The organism is Citrobacter sp. Cb023 (assembly GCF_030336805.1).
In the GTDB taxonomy this organism is placed as follows: domain Bacteria; phylum Pseudomonadota; class Gammaproteobacteria; order Enterobacterales; family Enterobacteriaceae; genus Citrobacter; species Citrobacter braakii.
This window is the reverse complement of record NZ_JAOWCV010000025.1, coordinates 370364-389994: the sequence shown is the minus strand read 5'-3', so window position 1 is coordinate 389994 and position 19631 is coordinate 370364. Positions and strand designations below refer to the sequence as shown.

Annotated in this window: 18 protein-coding genes; 5 read left to right on the top strand and 13 right to left on the bottom strand. The window is 50.6% G+C overall.

All coding sequences use genetic code 11. The features are described 5' to 3' along the window. Window positions 1-18 precede the first annotated feature (18 nt). Window positions 19-1707, top strand: a complete 1689-nt coding sequence (locus OGW44_RS03175) for a T6SS phospholipase effector Tle1-like catalytic domain-containing protein (RefSeq protein WP_185654587.1) — start codon at window positions 19-21, stop codon at window positions 1705-1707. A gap of 10 nt (window positions 1708-1717) precedes the next feature. Continuing rightward, on the top strand, window positions 1718-2419 hold the full coding sequence (locus tag OGW44_RS03170) for a DUF2931 family protein (protein ID WP_149380909.1): 702 nt from the start codon (window positions 1718-1720) through the stop codon (window positions 2417-2419). 432 nt (window positions 2420-2851) lie between these two features. Here OGW44_RS03170 and OGW44_RS03165 read toward each other — a convergent pair whose 3' ends face one another. The 5 genes from OGW44_RS03165 to OGW44_RS03145 form a co-directional block, all read right to left on the bottom strand. Next, window positions 2852-3604, bottom strand: coding sequence for an SDR family oxidoreductase (locus OGW44_RS03165; protein WP_185654588.1), 753 nt, complete (start codon window positions 3602-3604; stop codon window positions 2852-2854). 289 nt (window positions 3605-3893) lie between these two features. Continuing rightward, on the bottom strand, window positions 3894-4055 hold the full coding sequence (locus tag OGW44_RS03160) for a hypothetical protein (RefSeq protein WP_016152967.1): 162 nt from the start codon (window positions 4053-4055) through the stop codon (window positions 3894-3896). 349 nt (window positions 4056-4404) lie between these two features. After that, a complete protein-coding gene (gene trpS / locus OGW44_RS03155) occupies window positions 4405-5409 on the bottom strand; it encodes a tryptophan--tRNA ligase (RefSeq protein WP_149380905.1) in 1005 nt (334 codons plus the stop codon). Between the two features lie 218 nt (window positions 5410-5627). Next, entirely contained in the window at window positions 5628-7412 is a 1785-nt protein-coding gene (locus OGW44_RS03150; RefSeq protein WP_047417683.1) for a diguanylate cyclase, read from the bottom strand. A gap of 119 nt (window positions 7413-7531) precedes the next feature. Continuing rightward, window positions 7532-8641, bottom strand: coding sequence for an AI-2E family transporter (locus tag OGW44_RS03145; RefSeq protein WP_016156415.1), 1110 nt, complete (start codon window positions 8639-8641; stop codon window positions 7532-7534). A gap of 203 nt (window positions 8642-8844) precedes the next feature. Here OGW44_RS03145 and OGW44_RS03140 point away from each other — a divergent pair, with 203 nt between their 5' ends. After that, window positions 8845-9804, top strand: coding sequence for a YbgA family protein (locus OGW44_RS03140; RefSeq protein WP_016156416.1), 960 nt, complete (start codon window positions 8845-8847; stop codon window positions 9802-9804). A gap of 154 nt (window positions 9805-9958) precedes the next feature. Here OGW44_RS03140 and OGW44_RS03135 read toward each other — a convergent pair whose 3' ends face one another. From OGW44_RS03135 to OGW44_RS03105, 7 genes are all read right to left on the bottom strand, one after another. Beyond that, the gene (locus OGW44_RS03135; RefSeq protein ID WP_019076717.1) at window positions 9959-11887 is read right to left on the bottom strand and encodes a putative bifunctional diguanylate cyclase/phosphodiesterase; all 1929 of its coding nucleotides are present in this window, start codon (window positions 11885-11887) and stop codon (window positions 9959-9961) included. A 17-nt stretch (window positions 11888-11904) separates the two neighbouring features. Next, entirely contained in the window at window positions 11905-12399 is a 495-nt protein-coding gene (locus OGW44_RS03130; protein WP_016152974.1) for a putative pterin-binding protein, read from the bottom strand. 541 nt (window positions 12400-12940) lie between these two features. Beyond that, complete coding sequence (locus OGW44_RS03125) at window positions 12941-13582, bottom strand: helix-turn-helix transcriptional regulator (RefSeq protein ID WP_016152975.1); 642 nt, start codon at window positions 13580-13582, stop codon at window positions 12941-12943. Window positions 13583-13706: 124 nt separating this feature from the next. Beyond that, on the bottom strand, window positions 13707-14675 hold the full coding sequence (locus tag OGW44_RS03120) for a threo-3-hydroxy-L-aspartate ammonia-lyase (protein ID WP_016156418.1): 969 nt from the start codon (window positions 14673-14675) through the stop codon (window positions 13707-13709). 27 nt (window positions 14676-14702) lie between these two features. Next, window positions 14703-15098, bottom strand: coding sequence for a RidA family protein (locus OGW44_RS03115; RefSeq protein ID WP_016156419.1), 396 nt, complete (start codon window positions 15096-15098; stop codon window positions 14703-14705). 245 nt (window positions 15099-15343) lie between these two features. Next, window positions 15344-15652 (bottom strand): monooxygenase, encoded by a 309-nt coding sequence (locus OGW44_RS03110; RefSeq protein WP_019076722.1) that lies wholly within the window; start codon window positions 15650-15652, stop codon window positions 15344-15346. Window positions 15653-15688: 36 nt separating this feature from the next. Continuing rightward, on the bottom strand, window positions 15689-16480 hold the full coding sequence (locus OGW44_RS03105; RefSeq protein WP_046276349.1) for a PhzF family phenazine biosynthesis protein: 792 nt from the start codon (window positions 16478-16480) through the stop codon (window positions 15689-15691). Window positions 16481-16613: 133 nt separating this feature from the next. Here OGW44_RS03105 and OGW44_RS03100 point away from each other — a divergent pair, with 133 nt between their 5' ends. Next, entirely contained in the window at window positions 16614-17312 is a 699-nt protein-coding gene (locus tag OGW44_RS03100; RefSeq protein ID WP_185654589.1) for an RluA family pseudouridine synthase, read from the top strand. Window positions 17313-17350: 38 nt separating this feature from the next. Here the strand turns inward: OGW44_RS03100 and mdtK are convergent, their stop codons facing one another. Continuing rightward, a complete protein-coding gene (gene mdtK, locus OGW44_RS03095; protein WP_016152981.1) occupies window positions 17351-18724 on the bottom strand; it encodes a multidrug efflux MATE transporter MdtK in 1374 nt (457 codons plus the stop codon). 217 nt (window positions 18725-18941) lie between these two features. Between mdtK and OGW44_RS03090 the strand changes: the two genes are divergently transcribed. Next, the gene (locus tag OGW44_RS03090; protein WP_016152982.1) at window positions 18942-19589 is read left to right on the top strand and encodes a riboflavin synthase; all 648 of its coding nucleotides are present in this window, start codon (window positions 18942-18944) and stop codon (window positions 19587-19589) included. Window positions 19590-19631 lie beyond the last annotated feature (42 nt).

Below are 19631 nucleotides of genomic sequence, written 5' to 3'. Positions count from 1 at the left end.
GTATTAAAAGGATTTCCCATGAACACAGACGAAAAGGGCGTACCGGAAGATACCGGCTATTACCGGTATGAAGTCATCGGAGATAGCACCCATAAGACCAGCATTCACAACAGCGTAAAAATCGTTCAGTGCCAGCGGGTTCCGGTCAGGGGGATCACGCTGACGGTAGGGCTATTCTTCGACGGTACGGGGAACAACCGGGCGAACTCAGACGATTTGCGGCTGGCATATACCCACTGCGCCAATCTGGTTGACGAGGCTCGGGCAAAAGCGTGCGCAAAGTATGAAGAGTATGCCGGGGTCGGGCTGGGTAACGCCAGCTGGCAGGGCGGTCACACTAATATATCGCGGCTGTTTGACCTTTATCAGTCGAGTGATGAACTTAGCGACAGCGAGACAGAGGCGCAGGTGAAAGCCTACGTAAGCGGCATCGGGACGGCGGACGGGGAAAGCGACTCTGTGCTGGGTAAGGCGCTGGGAAGCAGTCTTATCCGGCAGTTCGAAGGGGTGGTGACGAAGACTGATGAGGTGCTGGACAAGATCAGCGCAGAGATGACCCGCTTTATCAAACTTAACCGTGAAAAAGTGGCGATCGCGAAGGTGCAGTTTGACGTGTTCGGGTTCAGCCGCGGAGCGGCGGCGGCGCGGCACTTTGCCAACCGGGTGATGAACCAGGACGCCGCGATAGCGGTAGCGATAGAGAATGGGCTGGATATGGCGGGGCACCACGGAAAACCGGCGGGAGAGGTGCGCTTTCTTGGGCTGTTTGACACGGTAGCAGCCATCGGGAGCCTGCTGAACTTCTACGGCGTTAACGGACGCAGTAACCCCGGCGTTAACCTCGAGCTGCGTCCCTCCGTGGCGCAGAAGGTGTTTCAGATAAGCGCGATGCACGAGTGCCGGTATAACCTCAGCCTCAACAGCATCGCGGGGATGTGGCCGGAACTGGCGCTGCCGGGGGCGCACTCGGATATCGGCGGGGGCTACAACGCGGGAGAGGATGAAATCTCCCTGCTGACGATGCCGGACTTTGAGGTAATACCGGAGAACGCGGACGAGACGCAGACGGCTGTGTTCCGTCAGGCGGAGAAGATGCGCCAGGCGTTGTATTCGTTGCCGGCGCTGAAGTACATGATGCCGCACGGCAAGGTGGAGACGAAAATGATATCGTGGCCGCTGGTTAACCGGGACAAGGCGCGGGCGTTTATTTTTGAGAAGAAAGCGGGCGCGGCGGTGTTTATGACGCGCAGGGCGGTGCCGAACGACTGGGGGAAGGTTAGCCTGCGGGTGATGCTGGACGCGGCACAAGACGCCGGGGTGGTGTTTGCACCGATACTCAGTAATAACAAAGAGCTGGAGTTACCGTCAGAACTGCTTCCCCTGTGTGATAAAGCAATAGCGCAGGGGCGGGCGGTCCGGCGGGGCGCGGAGCCGGAGGGATTTACGGCGGAGGAGATGCGGACCATCGGGCGTTACCTGCACTGTTCGGCGAACTGGAACATTGACTCGGACCTGAGCCTGTGGGTGAGTCCATCCTCGGGAGAGGTTTTTCTGCGACACCACTATGCGCCGACGGACGAGCGCTCGTTCGTGTGGCCTATGGCCCCGGGCAAAGGGTGGGTGCGCACGGTGTGGCGGATGGACGACCAGCAGCAGTGGGAAGACCGGGCGCGGGTGAACGTGGACGCGCTGGACGGACTGTTCTGAGGAGGCAGGGATGAGACGATTACCGCTGATGGTGGCAGTGCTGAGCGTTATGCTGACTGCCGGCTGCCATGACCGCCGGGCAGGCGTGAAGACGCTGCTGGGAGACGGCGTAGAGCAGTGGGGGCAGAAGCTGCCTTACAACCACTGGCAGTTTAATTTTTTTCACCCGAAAAACCTGCCTGCACTGGTGACAATGGTGTATCTGGAAGACGGTGATATCCGGGAAAGTATCTTTCGGCAACTTGACACAGCCAGACCAAGTCAGAGCAGTGTGGAGAAATGGAGCCAGCGCGTAGGTAGCTTTTCAGCCAATTTTAATACCGGCAAGGCGCTGCCTGTCAGGATGACGGTGTGCTGGGACTCGGTTATCGATAAAAAGGCGTATGAGACGGAGATCTGGTTCAGCCGAGAGACGTGGCAGCAGATGCTAAATGCCTATCCTGATACCTATAAGCCGGGAAAAACGTATTACCGGGATAATTTGATAATCGGACTGGCTCCGGGGGGAATCGTACGGGTCTGGCTGGAAGATAACGGCGATCCTGTTGTGCTCCAGCATCCTGCACGGCAATTTACCCTGACGGGGAATAACATGTTGATATGCAAAAATGTTCCTAACAAAATTGATTTCAGTTACATCGAGGCTAACGGCTACGATCCCTTTATGCGTGATTTCATCAAAGGTAAAACCTATCCGTATGGTGAGTGGTAGGACATAACGATCAGAAAAATCATAAGGATCTGCTTGAGATCCTTTTGAGCATCAATCTGATTGTTTGACGGGTTAGACTTCTATATTTTTTTAAATGTTTCATTTTGCAAGTTCGCTCCCACCAGGTCAGCTATGACCGATTTTGGCATGGAACGGCTACGCTGACAGACCCAAGGACTGCCACGAGTAAGATTGGCAGTAATACTTTTCGACGCTTGTCATATCGCTTGTGGTAATAGAGGCGTAAAATCCCTCAAGTCAGGGGATAATGTGTTTTATTACTTTTGGATTTCATCATTTCACAGCCAAACTATTCTAATCATTTTCAGCTTCCTGCCAGAAAGCGGGAAAAGTACTATTGTTCAGGCTTTAACAAAACAGTTAAACGCTCTGTACTTGAGAAGAGCTCCAATGATTATTATCTTGGGGGAGTTAGCAACGCCAGCCCCTGGCACTCAGTTTCTCGCGAGTTGGACCTTGAAAGTAGATACTACCTATATGGCAACTACGCGGTTGAGCGAGCACAAAACGAATTGTTTCCCAGACTGAGCGTCCATTTAATAAACGTTCCCCCATTCTGGATTGACTATCAACAAACGTATCTAACCCTGTAAGTTCGAAATCCGGTGGATACAACCCGGTCACACGTATATTTTCTTCGGACAACTGGTGTGACAGTTTAGATGTGAATCCGCTAAGCCCGTGTTTGCTGGCAAAAAAAGCGGGATGCGCAATTGAATCCGTAAAATTCGGAATCCCACATGAAGATATTATTGAGACGACATCCGCGCTTTCTGAACGTCTTAACCCAGGCAACAATGCATGAGTCAGTAAAATCGCACCTGTCAGTCCTGAACTGACGGTATTGATAATTTCAGCGTCTGGTTGATCGTCTAACGTTCCTGACAGCCACTGGGCGGCATTGAGGATTAAAATGTCGATGGGCTTGTCTGAAATTAACAACTGTGAAGAAAACTGCGAAAGGGATTCAGGCTGGGTTAAATCACAGATATATCCTTTTGCAATCCCGCCTTCAGACGCGATGATACTGCAAGTTTTTTGAATATCATCAGCACGCCGCGCGCAAAAATCCACCTCGACGCCTTCTCGCGCCAGCCACACGCACAGCGCCTGACCAAATCCTCCGCCTCCACCCGTAATTACAGCTCTTTTACCTCTCAGCATCTTCATCCATCCTTTCTTTATGACTATGTGTGGATATAGATATACATGAGGAGGTGGATTGGCATCTTTCAATTAGTGCCATTTTTACATGAGGAATAGGGATAGGGGACTTGCAAAGCCATCATCTGGCGCGGAGCGGACTGAGCGTTAGGTTATTATATTCTCTGCAAGGATACGTATGCGCTATACACCAATTTTAATTGTGCTATTTAGTCAGTAAATTTGTTTAGAATACCATTCCTCTTCTGTTTATAAAGACAAGAAGAGGGATGTGCTAATCATTTAGATATCAGTAGCCTGCAGCCCTGTTGGCTTCTTTGATGCGATTGTTTCTTGCGTCTTTATCGTGTTGGTCTTTTGCCTGCATTATTCCACTTGCAGCATCCACCCAATCATTTGCGGTACAACCTGATAATACCATACTCAACATTAATGCAAACGCATACTTCATTTTAACTCCATCATTCATTATTGTATAAATAGCGTCTGTGTAATGCTCAATGTATTTAACGCTAATGCGGTTAATTTAACAAATAATCATATCTCAGGCAAGGTGAGGATTTCGAACCCGTACATGTAATGGGTAATTCATAATGATTAGCTGAAATAATTGAAGGGGCAGGGTAGAAATAACACTGCATAAAAAACGACATATCGTATTGCGCGGATTATTAAACAGCGAATTAATTAGCCTCTGTGACAGTGGTTACCTTTACGCGTCAACGCATGGCTGCGCCACTCCCGGCGATTGTCATTCGTCGGGAGCTATCTTTAATTATCGAACCTGTAGTGCTTCGAGTTCAGAACACCGGCAAACCCAGCCCTTGCTTTACTTCTTTTAATGTCTGCTGCGTGACCTCGTGCGCCTCTTCGCTTCCTTTTTTGAGCATCGCCATCAGCATACCTTTATCCTGGATGTAGGTTGCCCGCCGCTCGCGCATCGGGGCGATAAGCTCCTGCAAGCACATCTCCAGCTCGTTTTTGCATGTCCGGTCACCCAGCCCGCCGCGCTGATAATGTGCTTTCATCTCCGCCACTTTTGCTTTATCCGGATGAATAGCATCGAGGTAAGTAAATACCATATTGCCGTCAATCTGCCCCGGATCGGACACTTTTAGATGATTGGGATCGGTGTACATTGCGCTGACCGCATGATGAATAGCCTCTTCGCTGGCGGACAGGAGTAGAGTGTTGCCGAGCGATTTTGACATTTTGGCATTACCGTCGATCCCTGGAAGACGGCTGGTCTCACTCAGTAGCGCTTTACAATGCGACAAGACAGAGGTCGGTAACAGACTATTCATCTTATGCACGATCTCATTGGTCTGTTCGATCATGGGCAACTGATCGTCGCCGACGGGAACCACCTCGGCTTTGAAAGCGGTAATATCTGCTGCCTGGCTGATGGGATAAACCAGAAAGCCAACCGGTAACGAGCGGGCAAATCCTTTCTGCGCAATTTCGTTTTTGACCGTAGGATTTCGCTCCACGCGAGCCACGGTAACAATGTTCATATAAAGCGCGGTCAGCTCAGCGAGGGCGGGCAGGGCCGACTGCAGACAAATGGTGGTGAGTGACGGGTCGATTCCTGCGGCGAGGTAATCAGCCAGCACTTCGGGAATATTGTTGCGGATCTTTTGTGGTGTGCTGCCGTTATCGGTTAGCCCTTGCAGGTCAGCAACCAATATAAACTGCTGATAATCATGTTGCAGCGTGGCGCGCTGGCGCAGAGAGCCAACATAGTGGCCGAGATGCAGCGGGCCAGTGGGACGATCGCCAGTGAGGATGATAGTTTTGTTGTTCATGTAAGACTCCTTAATCAAAAAACCGAAAGGGGTCTTTAAATGCAAATAACCGCCTTTCGGCGGTTATTTAAAATGTGGAAAACACATTCTGACCGCCTTTAAGAAGGCAGCCACCACAGGTTGTGATTAAACGCGGTGATATCGTGTTTTGTGTTCATCCAGTCAACATATCACCGCCTGGCGCAGAGGTAAAGCAATGCACGGCGTACTGACGTATCTTAGCTCGCTTCCAGCATGCCAAAGCTCACGATGCGCGAACGGCCTAACTCTTTCGCGCGATACAGCGCCACGTCTGCGGCGCGCAGAAGATTGTCGCTCTGGGCGTGCTGCGGATAGCTGGCAACGCCGATAGAGACATCAACGTGACCAATCTCTGAAAGTCCAAAGCGCAGCGACAGTTCGCGTACACCATTATAAATATCTGTCGCAAAGCGGTTGGCGGCCTGCTCATCCGTATTGGCCAGCAACACCAGAAACTCTTCACCGCCGTAACGGAAGGCCATGCCGCTGTCATGGACAACGCGCTGAATAGTGGTGGCGATACTTTTTATCACGCTATCTCCCGCCTCATGGCCAAAGCGGTCGTTAATATTTTTGAAATGATCGATATCGATCATCAGGCAACTGATCGGCTCTTTGTTACGCACTGCCTGGCTCATCTGGGTACGCAGCGTATCTTCCAGATGGTGACGGTTGCGCAGGCCGGTTAGCGGGTCGTAGAGCGCTTTCTCCAGCAGCGCATCACGCAGGCGCTGGTTGGCTAACGCCAGACCGAGTGCTTCCGCCATCAGTTCCAGATACGCGCGAGAGGGAGCGGAATCATTGCTGAGGTTCTGGAATGAGAGCAGGCCGATGGCTTCACCCTGGGCAATCAGTGGCACGCATAGGGTATGCTGCTGGCATGATTCCGGTAGATGGTAGCAGGCGATATCGGGTTCGCCTTGCACCGGTGGATGGCTCTGACCGCGGCGCACTGCCCAGCATTCGTCCGGGTGGAAAGCATCCGCTTTGCCCTGCGGTGAAAGCCATTGCGCAACGCAGCGCATTTGCCAGGGCTCTCGATCCAGTATGTAAAGCCGCCCGGCAATACCGGGAGCAACATTCGGCGCAAACAGCTCTGCCACATTAATGACATCGGCAAAATTCTCGCAGCCTTGCAAACGTTGAGTCATACGTGCGAGCAGCTCGCGGATTGCCCAGTCGGCGTCTCGTTCTTTCTCCAGTCGCTGACGTGCCAGGCCGTTCTCGCGAAAAATGCGGATCGCCTGTGCCATATCGCCGATTTCATCGATCTGATTAAAGCTGGGTGTCTCAACGGCGTAATCCTGCGACGCCAGACGGTTAACCACATCGCTCAAACGCACGACTGGACGCAGTACGCGGCGTTTTAAAATAAAACCGAGAACGAACAAAAATAACAGCGCCGTCAGCCCGACCATCACTTCCGAAGCCGTACGTAGCGTGCGCGATGTCTGAGTGGCATCTTCAATGGTGTTGCGTACGCGGCTGTCGAGTAACTGACGGAAATGATCAATCCGGTCCTGGGCTCGCTCCAGTTCCTGTTCATAGGATTTGCCATACAGCAGGGCGATGGCCTGCGACTCTTCTCCGCGCGCGACGCTGGCAAGCGCCGCAGCTTGCTCATCCTGCAGGGCATCAACAATCTGCAGCCCTTCATGCAATAGCGCCAGCTCTTCATCCGTCGCCCCAATATCTTTTAGTTTCGACAGCCGCTGTTCAACGGCTTTCAGCGACGCTTCTTTCTGGCGGTAGGCGTTAAGCGCTTCCGGGTCTTTTGCAATAACATATTCGCGTGCCAGATCTGACAGCGACCAGGCATCGAGCTCGACTTCTTCGGTCAGTTGATCGAATTGGTAACGTTGCTCCACCACCTGGCGTTCGGTGTTATCGGCGCTGGAGGCCATCAACATGACAACGCCGGAGGCAATGGTCAGACACACCGTCGCGCTGTAGGCCCAGTTGGTGATTGTGGCAATTCGCACTGATTAGTTCCTTCTGCGACGATTAATGAATAAGCATGATTGAAATTATAGGAAACGTATGATTTTGCGTGAAAATAAAAAAGGCGGTCTCAGGACCGCCTTCTGTTATCGTCCTGCCATCATAAATCTGGAGGATTTTTTCCTTCTTCCATAAAGGCTTCGTCGATTCCTTCCACGTTACCTTCATGATCGCGCCCGGAAAACAGGTTCCAGCAGGTAATGAACAGTGCGGCAATCAGGGGGCCAATCACAAAGCCGTTAATGCCGTAGATCTCCATTCCGCCGAGAGTGGAAATCAGAATCAGATAATCCGGCATTTTGGTGTCTTTACCCACCAGTAGCGGGCGCAGGATATTGTCCACCAGCCCGACGATAATCACGAAGAAGCCAACGATAAACAGCCCTTGCCACAGCTGGTGCGTGGCGAAGAGGAAGATTGCCGCAGGTACCCAGACGATCGCTGAGCCGACCGCGGGCACGAGGGAGAGAAACGCCATCAGCGCGCCCCACAGGACGCTGCCGTCGATGTCGACAATTGCAAACGCGATGCCGCCAAGAATACCCTGAACCAACGCCACGACCGCTGTGCCCTTGACCGTTGCCCGCGTCACGCCGACGAATTTGGCAAACAGGTGCTGTTTGGCAAAATCAGAAAGCGGTAATGAGTCCAGAATCTGGCGCACCAGGTACGGCCCGTCCTTCAGTAAGAAAAACAGCAGATACAGCATGATGCCAAAGCTAATAGCAAAGCCGAATGTCCCCTTACCAATCAGGAACGCGCTGCCGGCGAGGTACTGTCCACCCTGCAGTACAACGTCGGACAGTTTTTTCTGGATCTGCGCGACGTTATCCAGATTATGTTCTGCGAGGAATCCTCTGGCCCAGTCAGGAAGATACGAAATAATGGCGGTGACCACTTCCGGGAACTGAGTGTCGTTTTGTTGTAATTTGGCATACACCACGTTCAGCTCAATAGCCAACGAGGAGAAGATCACCATCAGTGGGATAAAAACAATCAGACAGATGATGCCGATGGTGAGCAGTGACGCCAGCCCGTTACGTTCGCCAAGCGCGCTGCGCAGTCTGTTTTTCACCGGGTTAAAGATGGTGGTTAAGATTGCGGCCCACAAAATGGCAGAGAAATAGGGCGACAACACATCGAAGAACGCCCAGGTCACGAGGGCAAGTATGAAAATGAAGAAACCTTTAGTCAGTCCGTTAAATCGCATTAGTGAACCCTGTAATGAGAAGCAGTCCCGACTATAGAACCGTTCAGGGGAATTACCAACTTTCGCTGCGCATATTTACTTAAATTGGTTAACCTGTTTTTCGTAGGGAGCCTGCGACAGATAAATAACGTACGCTATGATTTATTAGTGAAACAGTCATACTTTTCTTCCCGAAAAAGGGCGTCAAAAAAAGAGGGGGCGTTATGAACACTCAACCTGTCATCGGGATTAGTGGATGTTTAACCGGCTCAGCCGTGCGATTCGACGGCGGGCATAAACGGATGGGGTTTGTGATGGACGAGCTGGCTCAGTGGGTGACTTTTAAACCTGTCTGCCCGGAGATGTCCATCGGTTTGCCTGTACCACGCCCCGCGTTGCGTTTGGTTCAAACCGCCCAGGGGAATATCCGCATGTGTTTTAGCCATGCGCCTGGTGAGGATGTCACCGATAAAATGTCCGATTTCACCGCTTCATATATCAATGGGCTTGGCGGTCTGTCGGGTTTTATCGTCTGTGCTAAATCACCGAGCTGCGGAATGGAGAGAGTGAGGCTGTATGACGAAAAGGGAAATCGCGGGCGAAAAGAGGGAACCGGTCTGTTTACCGGCACCTTAATGGAAACCTACCCGTGGTTGCCGGTCGAAGAAGATGGCCGCTTGCACGATCCGGTGCTGAGGGAGAACTTTGTCGAGCGAGTGTTCGCGTTACATGAACTTAATATGCTGCGAGCCTCTGGTCTTACTCGCCACGGTTTACTCAACTTCCACAGCCGCTATAAGCTCCAGCTTTTGGCTCATCACCAGGCGGGTTACCGGGATATTGGCCCTTTCGTGGCCTCGCTCCATCAGTGGGATGATTTGGACGCTTTTTTCGTGGTATATCGCGAAAAGCTAATGGCAATCCTCAAAAAGCCCGCCTCACGGAAAAATCACACCAACGTACTGATGCATATTCAGGGCTACTTCCGCGATCGGTTGAACACCCGCCAGCGCGGAGAGTTGCGTGACGTGATCCTCAACTATAGCGGCGGACTGCTGCCAATATTGGCGCCACTGACTCTGCTCAAGCACTACCTTGCTGAATACCCAGACAGCTATTTACTTACCCAGAACTATTTTGATCCTTATCCGAAGGATTTAGCCCTACGGTTAATGATTAATTAGCCTGATAGCGAGTAAATCTGGGGCAAAAATATCCGTTGTTCGCGAAGGTTATCCCTGCTGTTTTCTGATGCGTTTAAGCAGGGATAACTTTCACGGTGTGTAATCGATGAGAAAATGCGGCCCTGCACCCACGGGCAAATGTGCCGACCGCGATTTAACCGTTTCTGATTTCTTCATCGATACAAGGCTGAGGTTTGCCAAACAGATATCCTTGCGCGAAATCGCAGCCCAGAGCCTGAAGTCTTGTCAGTTGCTCCTGCGTTTCAACACCTTCTGCAACAGCCTTCATATTGAGAGATTTCGCCATGCCCGTGATCAGTTTGATGATAGTCAGGGCGTCTTCCTGCGTAGATATCGAATGCACAAAGGACTTGTCTATTTTGATTTTATCGAAGGCAAGTCTGCTGAGGCGCGAAAGAGAAGAGTATCCGGTACCAAAATCATCGATGGAGATTTTTACCCCCAGGGCCCGGAGCTTATTAAGCGTATTTATCGGCGTAGCACTCTCGGTAAAGAGAGAGGATTCAGTCACTTCCAGTTCGAGGCGGTCAGGTGGAAGTCCAGTTTCTTTCAGAATGGTTAACACGATTCCTGCAAAGGCCTTGCTGCTTAGCTGGACAGGGGAGACATTGACTGAAATTTTAGCCGGAACCGCCCAACCCGCGGCTTCCCTGCAGGCAATTTCCAGTACCGCTTTCCCCATCTCATTAATCATCCCTGTTTTTTCAGCAACAGGAATAAAGCTATCCGGCGACAGGAGGCCCTTGAGAGGATGGACCCAACGAATTAGCGCCTCATAGCTGTATATTTTCTGACTGAAAGAATCGACAATAGGCTGGTAATACACCACGAACTCTTTGTTCACTATTGCTAATGCCATATCATGCTCAAGCGTTCTGCTTTCCTGCAATTTTTCTAACATTCGTTGCCGGAAGACTTTTATTTTGCCAGAGCCTTCATTTTTGGCTTCATAAAGGGCCAGATCGGCAAATTTATAAAGATAGTCAGAGCGACGCTCATTTTCTGAGATAACAATGCCAACACAGGTGGTTATGTTGATAATTGTGTTGTAAATGGTGTAGGGCTGGCTGATAAACTCACATATTTTCTGGGCTCGCGAAACGGCCCGACTTTCTGTCAGACCACTTGAGAGAAACGCAAACTCATCCCCGCCTAAGCGATACAACGTATCCGACGTAAGGCTTGTCGAAATCAGACGATCGGATATCTGGCGCAGTAACATATCACCGGCATCATGACCATATGTATCATTGACCTCTTTGAATCGATCTAAATCAAACAACATCACTGTCACAGCATCGTTATTTTTCTCTGCCATTTCGATTGTTTTATTTAAATCGCTCCAGAATAGCTGGCGGTTATTCATCTCGGTGAGCGAGTCATGGTAGACGTCATATTCCAGTTTGGCATTCTGAATTTGTAGCTTTTCCTTCGATTTCTGCAGTTCTTCGGCAAGACTCTTGACCTGAAGGTGCGCCCGCAGAATATTTCTGTTTTGATAAAAAATGAGCACGCCCAGAATCGCACTCAGTATTATTAGCAGTACAGATGTCGTTGAGTAAATATAGTACAGCGTTTGAATTTTTTGGTTGGCGTTATTAATCGAGTTTACATCTTTGTTTAATGCGCCGGATGAAAGACGGCCAAGTTGTGCATCCAGGGTATGCATTTTTTTCAGATACGCCTGGAGTGCTGGACGGTTCATTTTCTCTAGATTATCATCCAGATAACTAAGGGTATTTTCAAGTGTTACCGCTAGCTCACGGTGGGCAATGTTGCTTTCTATGTAGCGCCCCAAATCACCTTCTTTTATCAAATCACTCTGGCTGAGCATAATGTCGAGACGCATGCGTACATCATCAAGATTCATCGTATCATCGATAGTGTAAAGACCAAGCAACGATTCAAATCGGTAATATTGTGATACCAACTGAGCGGCAGACCAGGAATCGGTGTAGTGAGTCAGTTTCTGTAGCTCTTGTTGCCTTTCATGCACGAGGAAAGAGATATATCCGGTCGATATAAAAAGAAAAAAGATGATGCCAGCCAGTATTCTGTTCATGATGTTCCTCTGAACGCTTACTCAATATCCATACTACTGACCTGCCATGCAGACCTTGAATAATAAATCTGATTATTTAGTTCCGGCATGCTGTCATAGGGGTACACAATGAATAATGGGCCCTTATCACGGATGCGCATATATTTTCCGTTGATTTTTAAAGCAAGGATGGCATTGTATTTTTTGAAATCACTGAGAGGGATAACGGTGGTGTAGTCATTAAGCGCAGTAACCTTTACAACGGAGCCGCTCGCTCCAACATAATCCATGAGTTTTTGTAGTGGAATACCCGTAAAGGTCGTACGTCCATTATACCAGGGGGAGGTGGTCTGAAAACTTACCATGCCCAGCTTCTCAAGGCTGGCGGTATCAAAAACCGCTTTCCCGTCTTCATTTGTATTTTCAATATTACCGGATAACGTTAAAAGAACTTTACCGGTGGGCCTGGAAAGTTCACCCGCCCAAAGCTGGGTGGAGAGCACAACGCTTACCAACATGACTATTAACCGCATTCTAACCTCACCAATCAGCCGGATGTAAAAGAATTATAATTTAGATATCACGCTATTTATATATTCCGCATGTCTATTATTGATGATGTGAAGTTATTTGTATTTTAATTCATTTAAATCAATGAGTTGCCATGCTTAATGGTTATGAATATTTATTAAATCAGGCGAAGTCTGTTATTAACGGACGGTGATTTTTGTTGTATCTGTACAAAAAACACCCACTCTGTGGTTGTTAAAAAATCACACGATCATAAAGGTTTATTTTTTTGTGCAGCGACAGGGAATCGTTGTTTTATCGGCAGGTAACCTTGTTGAATAAATCGAACTTTTGCCTATTCCCGGGACTAGATTACACAGGCGTAGCAGACGTTCAAAAATAGTCAATTATCAGGAATTCAAAATATGCAAAATCACCTACAGGATCGTCAGCAACTTAATGAACTTATCAATGGCTGGATGCACCGCGATTGGGGGAATATGCCGCGCTGGCTTGCTGCATGAGCCAGGCGGATATACCTTGCTGAGCGCCGCATAACCGGGTTTATTCGCCAGCCTGAGCCGACTGGCGGGCATACAGATACGCGGTTGCTCTGGAGACGCCCAGATGCTGCGCCACTGTGTCCATAGATTTTCGTACGTTCAGCAAACCGTCTTTGCGTAATTGTTGAATCAGTCGTTTACGGTCTTCAGGTTTCAGGGCGCGGGCCGTCGTTGCGCATTTAGCGGCAAAGTCATCGATACGCTGGCGGATGACTTCGTTACTGCCGGGATCGATATGTTCCTTAATGGGAGAGTCAGCGGTTTCAGTAAAACGCGCAAGGGCACTCTGCATGCCACGAAACAGCGTCATATCCACGTTCAGACAGAGTGCTGCTACGTATTTGCCTTCATCATCCTTGATGCCGATGGAGGTACTTTTCACCGGGCGGCCATCGGCAAACTGGTTGCTGTAGTTGGCTATAATGCTGGGGAATTCAGGCGATGCGATTCGCGCCAGACCCAGTTCTGTTGCCGGTTGGCCGGGTTCTCGCCCGGACAGGTTATTATGGATGGATAAAATGGCATGTTCAGGATTTTTGAGATCATGAACCACCACTTCGCAAAACGGCGAGAAGGTCTCGCTCAAGCCCCTGGCGATAGTGTCAATTTGGCTGAGAAGTGAGTTGTTATCGGTTTTTGGCATGCCAGTCTCCTGCGGTGATGCTTGTTGCCATGATTGCGGGCAGTTTACAGTGAGCAGGGTTCGCTTTTCCAGACGCGAGTGTTCAGACGGTAATAAGGTATCCGCATGGCAGATACCTTCTTGATTACCCGGCAAGGAATTCACTGTAGCGGCTGATATCCACGTTCCCACCGCTGATGATAATGCCGATTTTCTTGCCGCGAAGCTCAGCTTTGCGCGCTCTGGCGGCGGCAAAACCCAGACAGCCAGTCGGCTCCACGACAATTTTCATTCGCTCAGCGATAAATTTCATCGAGGCGACTAATTCATCGTCTGAGACAGTCAGAATATCGTGCACATTTCGCTGGATAATCGGAAACGTAATATTCCCGAGATGTTGGGTCTGAGCACCGTCAGCAATGGTTTTCGGCGTATCGATATGAACAATCTTTCCGCTGCGAAACGATTGTTGACCATCGTTTCCTGCCTCCGGCTCGACACCATAGATGATGCAGTCAGGTGACAGATGTCTGGCTGCCAGTGAGGAGCCCGAAAGCAGGCCGCCACCGCCCAGACACACGAAAAGAACGTCTAGCTGACCCACTTCTTCAATCAGCTCTTTTGTGGCGGTACCCTGGCCCGCAATCACGTGCGGATGGTCGTATGGCGGGATCAGCGTCAATCCTTGTTTCTCTGCCAGCTCCCGTCCGATTTTTTCACGATCTTCGGTATAGCGATCGTAAATCACCACATTTCCACCATAGCCTTTTGTGGCTGCAACTTTAGCCGCCGGGGCATCATGCGGCATGATAATCGTCGCCGGGATCCCCAACAATTTTGCCGACAGGGCAATGGCCTGCGCATGGTTGCCGGACGAAAAGGTGACGACGCCCGCAGCGCGTTGTTCTGGCGTGAACTGGCGTAACGCATTCATGGCTCCGCGAAATTTAAACGCGCCCATTCTCTGGAAGTTTTCGCACTTGAAGAAAACTTCAGCACCAAATTCGTCATTAACCGTTCGGGAGGTCATCACCGGCGTTTTGTTGGCATAGTCGGCGATGCGCTCTGCCGCGGCGGCAACATCGTTATAATCAGGCAGTGTCATTTCAGTCATTGTTGTTCACCTGTATGTCGTTAAACGTCATGCTTGTGGGGCCAGGGCAATAGCTTCAACTTCCAGTGCGAAACCATAATGAAGCTCTGCAACGCCCGCTACCGCGCGGGAGGGCCGGAAATCACCGATCCACTCCCCATAGATTTTGTTAAACGTTGGCCATTGGTTGATATCTGTCACATAGACGCGTACTGACACCAGGTGCTGTCGAGAAACCCCAGCGCCAGCCAGGCAGGCATCAATATTCTGCAGTACCAGCCGCGTCTGCTCTTCAAAAGAGGCATCCGTTTTTTTTTCGCCATCACTTGTGACCGGCAACTGACCAGAAATGAAGACGAATCCGCCAGCCGTTGTACTGTGTGAGTAATGACCTGCAGGCGGAAAACCTCCTGCAGATGAGTTCAATGTAATGTCCACGGACATAAGTGAATCTCCTGTAGTTATTGATAATCCATTTTGTATAAAATAATACTGTTTGTATTATTTTATACGCTTTCATACCGCGTTCGGCTAGTGATAGTTTTCACAGATGATGATTTTGTGAACTAAGGCAAACGTGACCCACGTTATATAGCTATCCTGGCGCGGTGAAAGAGGGGGAACGCTTTTGATGAGGGTAAAGCTGGGGAGTGAAGAAGCGCCCCGGGGCGGGGCGTTAAAGCCAAAAATTAGCCGATATGGCCGTGGTTAATCTTACTTAACGGTTCATTGATATCGAAGATTTTGCACGTCACGTCATCCACACCCAGGTGCTTCAGGCGGGCCGTGTGTTTTTTGATATAGGCCAGAGCGCTGTCTTCATCCTGAAACAGGTAGATGCCACCCGCTTCGTGGTTTGCTGCGTTCTCGGTCCAGATTTTCCAGATGAAACCCGGTTCCTGGTTGATGGATTCTGCCAGTTCAACAAGCTGATGTGACATCTCAGCGCCAAACGGACCAGGAAAATCAAAGTGTATCTGCACGAGTTTGTTTGCCATAAATCCTCCATGGATTGGTTAATTCGGGTAAGGCTGCTAGCGTAACAGCACTTTACCCGTCAGATAAGTTACTGCTTGTCCACCAATATAAACACGCGTTCCTGTCAGCTGGCAGCGTAAATCGCCGCCGCGTTCAGAGACCTGGCGCGCCAGCATCTGCGTTTTATTCAGTTTTGCAGCCCAGTAAGGAATCAGCATGCTATGCGTCGAACCGGTGACCGGGTCTTCCGCGACCGCTTCACCCGGGCAGAAGAAACGGCTGACGAAATCGTATTCTCCGTCACCCGGCGCGGTGATACATACCATTTTCCCTAGGGGAATCATGGCGTGGATATTCGGGCGCACAGCCTCAACCTGCTGTTGATTCTCCATCACGACCATGTAATCGCGCGCGACGCGCACTTCTTTATATTCGGTGATGCCCAATGTTTCCAGCAGTAAGGCGGGCGGTTCGGCAGGTTCGCTTTGCCAGGCAGGAAAATCAAGCGTCAGCCAATCACCGCTGCGCGTGACCGTCAGTGGACCCACAAAACGGGTGGCAAAATGGATGGTCGCTTCCGGGAAATCCAGATGTTCAAAGATGACATGTGCGGCGGCAAGCGTGGCGTGCCCACACAGATTAATTTCGCCTTGCGTGGTAAACCAACGCAGCTCGAAGCCATTCTCACTAGCGACAAAAAAAGCGGTTTCCGACTGGTTATGCTGCTGCGACATTTTTAATAATATTTCATCGGGCAACCAGTCATCGAGCGGGCATACTGCTGCGGCATTACCGCCAAACGTCGTAGTGGTAAAGGCATCTACCATGTAGAAATCGATTTGTTGCACGATGTAACCCTCTCATCGCACTCAGGATATCCCACACTCTATCATGCAATGATTGTCATTGGTTAAGCGCCCTGATTCGCCTGCGTGGTAAAAATTCGCTATCATCCGTTTCCACACTTCATCCTGGCCGCTCATGTCTACGATCCTCGATACCTTTATTGCCCCGCCTTGTCATGAGGAGATAGCGATCCTCTATCAGGACGAGCATCTGGTGCTTATCAATAAACCCACCGGACTGCTTAGCTTGTCGGGGAAAAACCCGCAGAATTTCGATTCGGTACATCACCGGCTGGTACAGATTTACCCCGGCTGTACGCTGGTACATCGGCTTGATTTTGGGACGTCAGGGCTGATGGTGATTGCCCGTAACAAGGCTATCAACGCCGCGCTTTGCCAGCAGTTCAGTCAGCGCGCGGTAAGCAAGGTGTATAGTGCGTTGTTATGCGGGCATCTGAAAAACGATGAAGGCGTTATAGACGCAGCGATTGCCAAAGACCCGGCGCTGTTTCCACTGATGTCGATTTGCGCCATTAACGGTAAACCCGCGCGCTCGCGCTATCAGGTTATTGAACGTTTTCATCATCGCCAGCAAGATGGGGAGTTACTCGCTTTGACGCGGGTACGGCTGATACCTGAAACCGGGCGTACCCACCAGTTGCGGATCCACTGTCAGCAGTTGGGGCATCCCATTTTGGGGTGCGATTTATATGGTGGGCGTCTGCTGCCAGGCACCGAACGGACGTCGAGACTGATGCTGCATGCCAGTGAACTGCATTTCAGGCATCCGGTCAGTCAGGAATGGATGACGCCCCAAAACGCCAGCCCGTTTTGAGGATATAAAAAAGCCGCCAGATGGCGGCTATTTGGGGATTATCGTGCGGCGCGTTGTAAAATAACCGCTGACGGCTGGCGCTGCAGAAAACGCATCCGCAGCATCATCAACACTGCCGCAGAGGTCAGGCCGATAATAAAGCCCATCCAGAATCCTGCCGGTCCCATCCGGTCAACCACCAGATCGGTCAGCGCCAGAATATAACCGCTCGGCAGACCCAGTACCCAGTATGCCGTAAAGGTAATAAAGAAAATGGAACGCGTATCTTTATAACCACGTAGGATACCGCTGCCAATAACCTGGATAGAGTCCGATATTTGATACACCGCGGCCAGTAACATGAGCTGTGCTGCCAGAGCGACAACTTCCGGGTTATTGTTGTAGAGCAGGGCAATGTGCTCACGGAATGTCACGGTGAAAATCGCCGTCACAACCGCCATGCAGACGCCGACGCCCAGACCTGTTCTGGCTGCGGTTTGCGCATCCAGCGTGGAACCCTGGCCCAGACGATAACCGACTCGAATGGTGACGGCTGCAGCCAGAGACATCGGCAGGACGAACATTAACGAGCTGAAGTTGAGCGCGATCTGGTGTCCGGCCACGTCGACAATCCCCAGCGGGGAAACCAGCAGCGCCACCACAGCAAACAGCGTCACTTCGAAAAATAACGCCAGCGCGATAGGTAAACCCAGCTGTACCAGGCGCTTCATTACGGCGGTGTCCGGTTTCTGGAAACCACGCTCATTACGGATATCACGCATCGAGCGTGCGCGTTTAACGTATGACAGCATGGCGATAAACATCACCCAGTAAACCGCCGCCGTTGCCACGCCGCAGCCCACGCCGCCAAGTTCCGGCATGCCAAAATGCCCATAAATGAAAACATAGTTAACAGGAATGTTCACCAGCAGGCCGAGAAATCCCATCACCATCGCCGGTTTGGTTTTGGCCAGACCTTCACACTGGTTACGGGCTACCTGGAAGAACAAATACCCCGGCGCGCCCCACAGCAACGCACGGAGGTAGCCGACGGCTTTATCCGCCAGCGCCGGGTCGATGTTATGCATGGAGCGAATAATGTATCCCGCGTTCCAGAGCACGATCATAATCAGAATGGAGACGCTGCCCGCCAGCCAGAAACCCTGGCGTATTTGATGGGCAATGCGATCGCGGCGCCCGGAACCATTGAGTTGCGCAATCACTGGTGTCAAGGCCAGCAGCAGTCCGTGACCAAACAGAATGGCCGGCAACCAGATAGATGTGCCAATGGCGACGGCCGCCATGTCCGTGGCGCTGTATCCGCCCGCCATGACGGTATCAACGAATCCCATTGCGGTTTGAGCGATTTGCGCAAGAATCACCGGAATTGCCAGAGCTAATAACTGACGCGCTTCACTTACATACTTTTGCACGTGTACACCACTATATTGTTGTTATTTGAGAGACTAAAAAAGCCGCCTTATATGGCAGCAAGGAGAAAAAGCAGGGGAAATTTCAGTCTATTGTAGCGAGGAATACGTAATTCTCCAGTGAAAAAACAGGCAGTAGCGGCGCATTGCTGGCAACCTGAATTTCCACCTGCTATTGTGCTGTGCAGAGATGTCTTAATTCAGTTCAGGAGTTAGAAGTATGTTTACGGGTATTGTGCAGGGCACCGCGAAATTGGTGTCCATTGATGAAAAACCAAATTTTCGTACGCATGTTGTGGAGTTACCTGAATATATGTTGGATGCGCTGGAGACCGGCGCATCGGTTGCCCACAATGGGTGCTGCCTGACGGTAACCGAAATCAACGGTAACCAGATAAGCTTTGATCTGATGAAAGAAACGCTGCGTATCACCAATCTGGGTGACCTGAAGGTTGGGGATTTGGTCAACGTTGAGCGTGCGGCAAAATTCAGTGATGAAATTGGCGGACATTTAATGTCGGGCCATATTATGACGACCGCCGAAGTGTCGAAAATTCTGACCTCGGAGAACAACCGCCAGGTGTGGTTTAAAGTTCAGGATCCGTCGCTGATGAAATACATCTTGTACAAAGGATTTATCGGAATTGATGGCATCAGTCTGACGGTCGGTGAGGTGACACCGACGCGTTTCTGTGTGCATTTGATCCCGGAAACGCTGGAACGTACGACGCTGGGTAAGAAAAAGTTAGGCGCGCGGGTCAATATCGAAATCGATCCTCAAACCCAGGCGGTGGTTGATACCGTTGAGCGCGTACTGGCGGCGCGTGAAAGCGCCATCAGTAACGTAACGGGTGAGGCGGGAGCCTAAGCCTGAAGGTAAAACCCCCCGTTGGCACGGGGGTGATAACGA

Bases quoted from the DNA above. Each gene is read 5' to 3' on its own strand.
- OGW44_RS03175 (WP_185654587.1), top strand. From the start codon at position 19: ATGAACACAGACGAAAAGGGCGTACCGGAAGATACCGGCTATTACCGG.
- OGW44_RS03170 (WP_149380909.1), top strand. From the start codon at position 1,718: ATGAGACGATTACCGCTGATGGTGGCAGTGCTGAGCGTTATGCTGACT.
- OGW44_RS03165 (WP_185654588.1), bottom strand. From the start codon at position 3,604: ATGCTGAGAGGTAAAAGAGCTGTAATTACGGGTGGAGGCGGAGGATTT.
- OGW44_RS03160 (WP_016152967.1), bottom strand. From the start codon at position 4,055: ATGAAGTATGCGTTTGCATTAATGTTGAGTATGGTATTATCAGGTTGT.
- trpS (WP_149380905.1), bottom strand. From the start codon at position 5,409: ATGAACAACAAAACTATCATCCTCACTGGCGATCGTCCCACTGGCCCG.
- OGW44_RS03145 (WP_016156415.1), bottom strand. From the start codon at position 8,641: ATGCGATTTAACGGACTGACTAAAGGTTTCTTCATTTTCATACTTGCC.
- OGW44_RS03140 (WP_016156416.1), top strand. From the start codon at position 8,845: ATGAACACTCAACCTGTCATCGGGATTAGTGGATGTTTAACCGGCTCA.
- OGW44_RS03135 (WP_019076717.1), bottom strand. From the start codon at position 11,887: ATGAACAGAATACTGGCTGGCATCATCTTTTTTCTTTTTATATCGACC.
- OGW44_RS03130 (WP_016152974.1), bottom strand. From the start codon at position 12,399: ATGCGGTTAATAGTCATGTTGGTAAGCGTTGTGCTCTCCACCCAGCTT.
- OGW44_RS03125 (WP_016152975.1), bottom strand. From the start codon at position 13,582: ATGCCAAAAACCGATAACAACTCACTTCTCAGCCAAATTGACACTATC.
- OGW44_RS03120 (WP_016156418.1), bottom strand. From the start codon at position 14,675: ATGACTGAAATGACACTGCCTGATTATAACGATGTTGCCGCCGCGGCA.
- OGW44_RS03115 (WP_016156419.1), bottom strand. From the start codon at position 15,098: ATGTCCGTGGACATTACATTGAACTCATCTGCAGGAGGTTTTCCGCCT.
- OGW44_RS03110 (WP_019076722.1), bottom strand. From the start codon at position 15,652: ATGGCAAACAAACTCGTGCAGATACACTTTGATTTTCCTGGTCCGTTT.
- OGW44_RS03100 (WP_185654589.1), top strand. From the start codon at position 16,614: ATGTCTACGATCCTCGATACCTTTATTGCCCCGCCTTGTCATGAGGAG.
- OGW44_RS03090 (WP_016152982.1), top strand. From the start codon at position 18,942: ATGTTTACGGGTATTGTGCAGGGCACCGCGAAATTGGTGTCCATTGAT.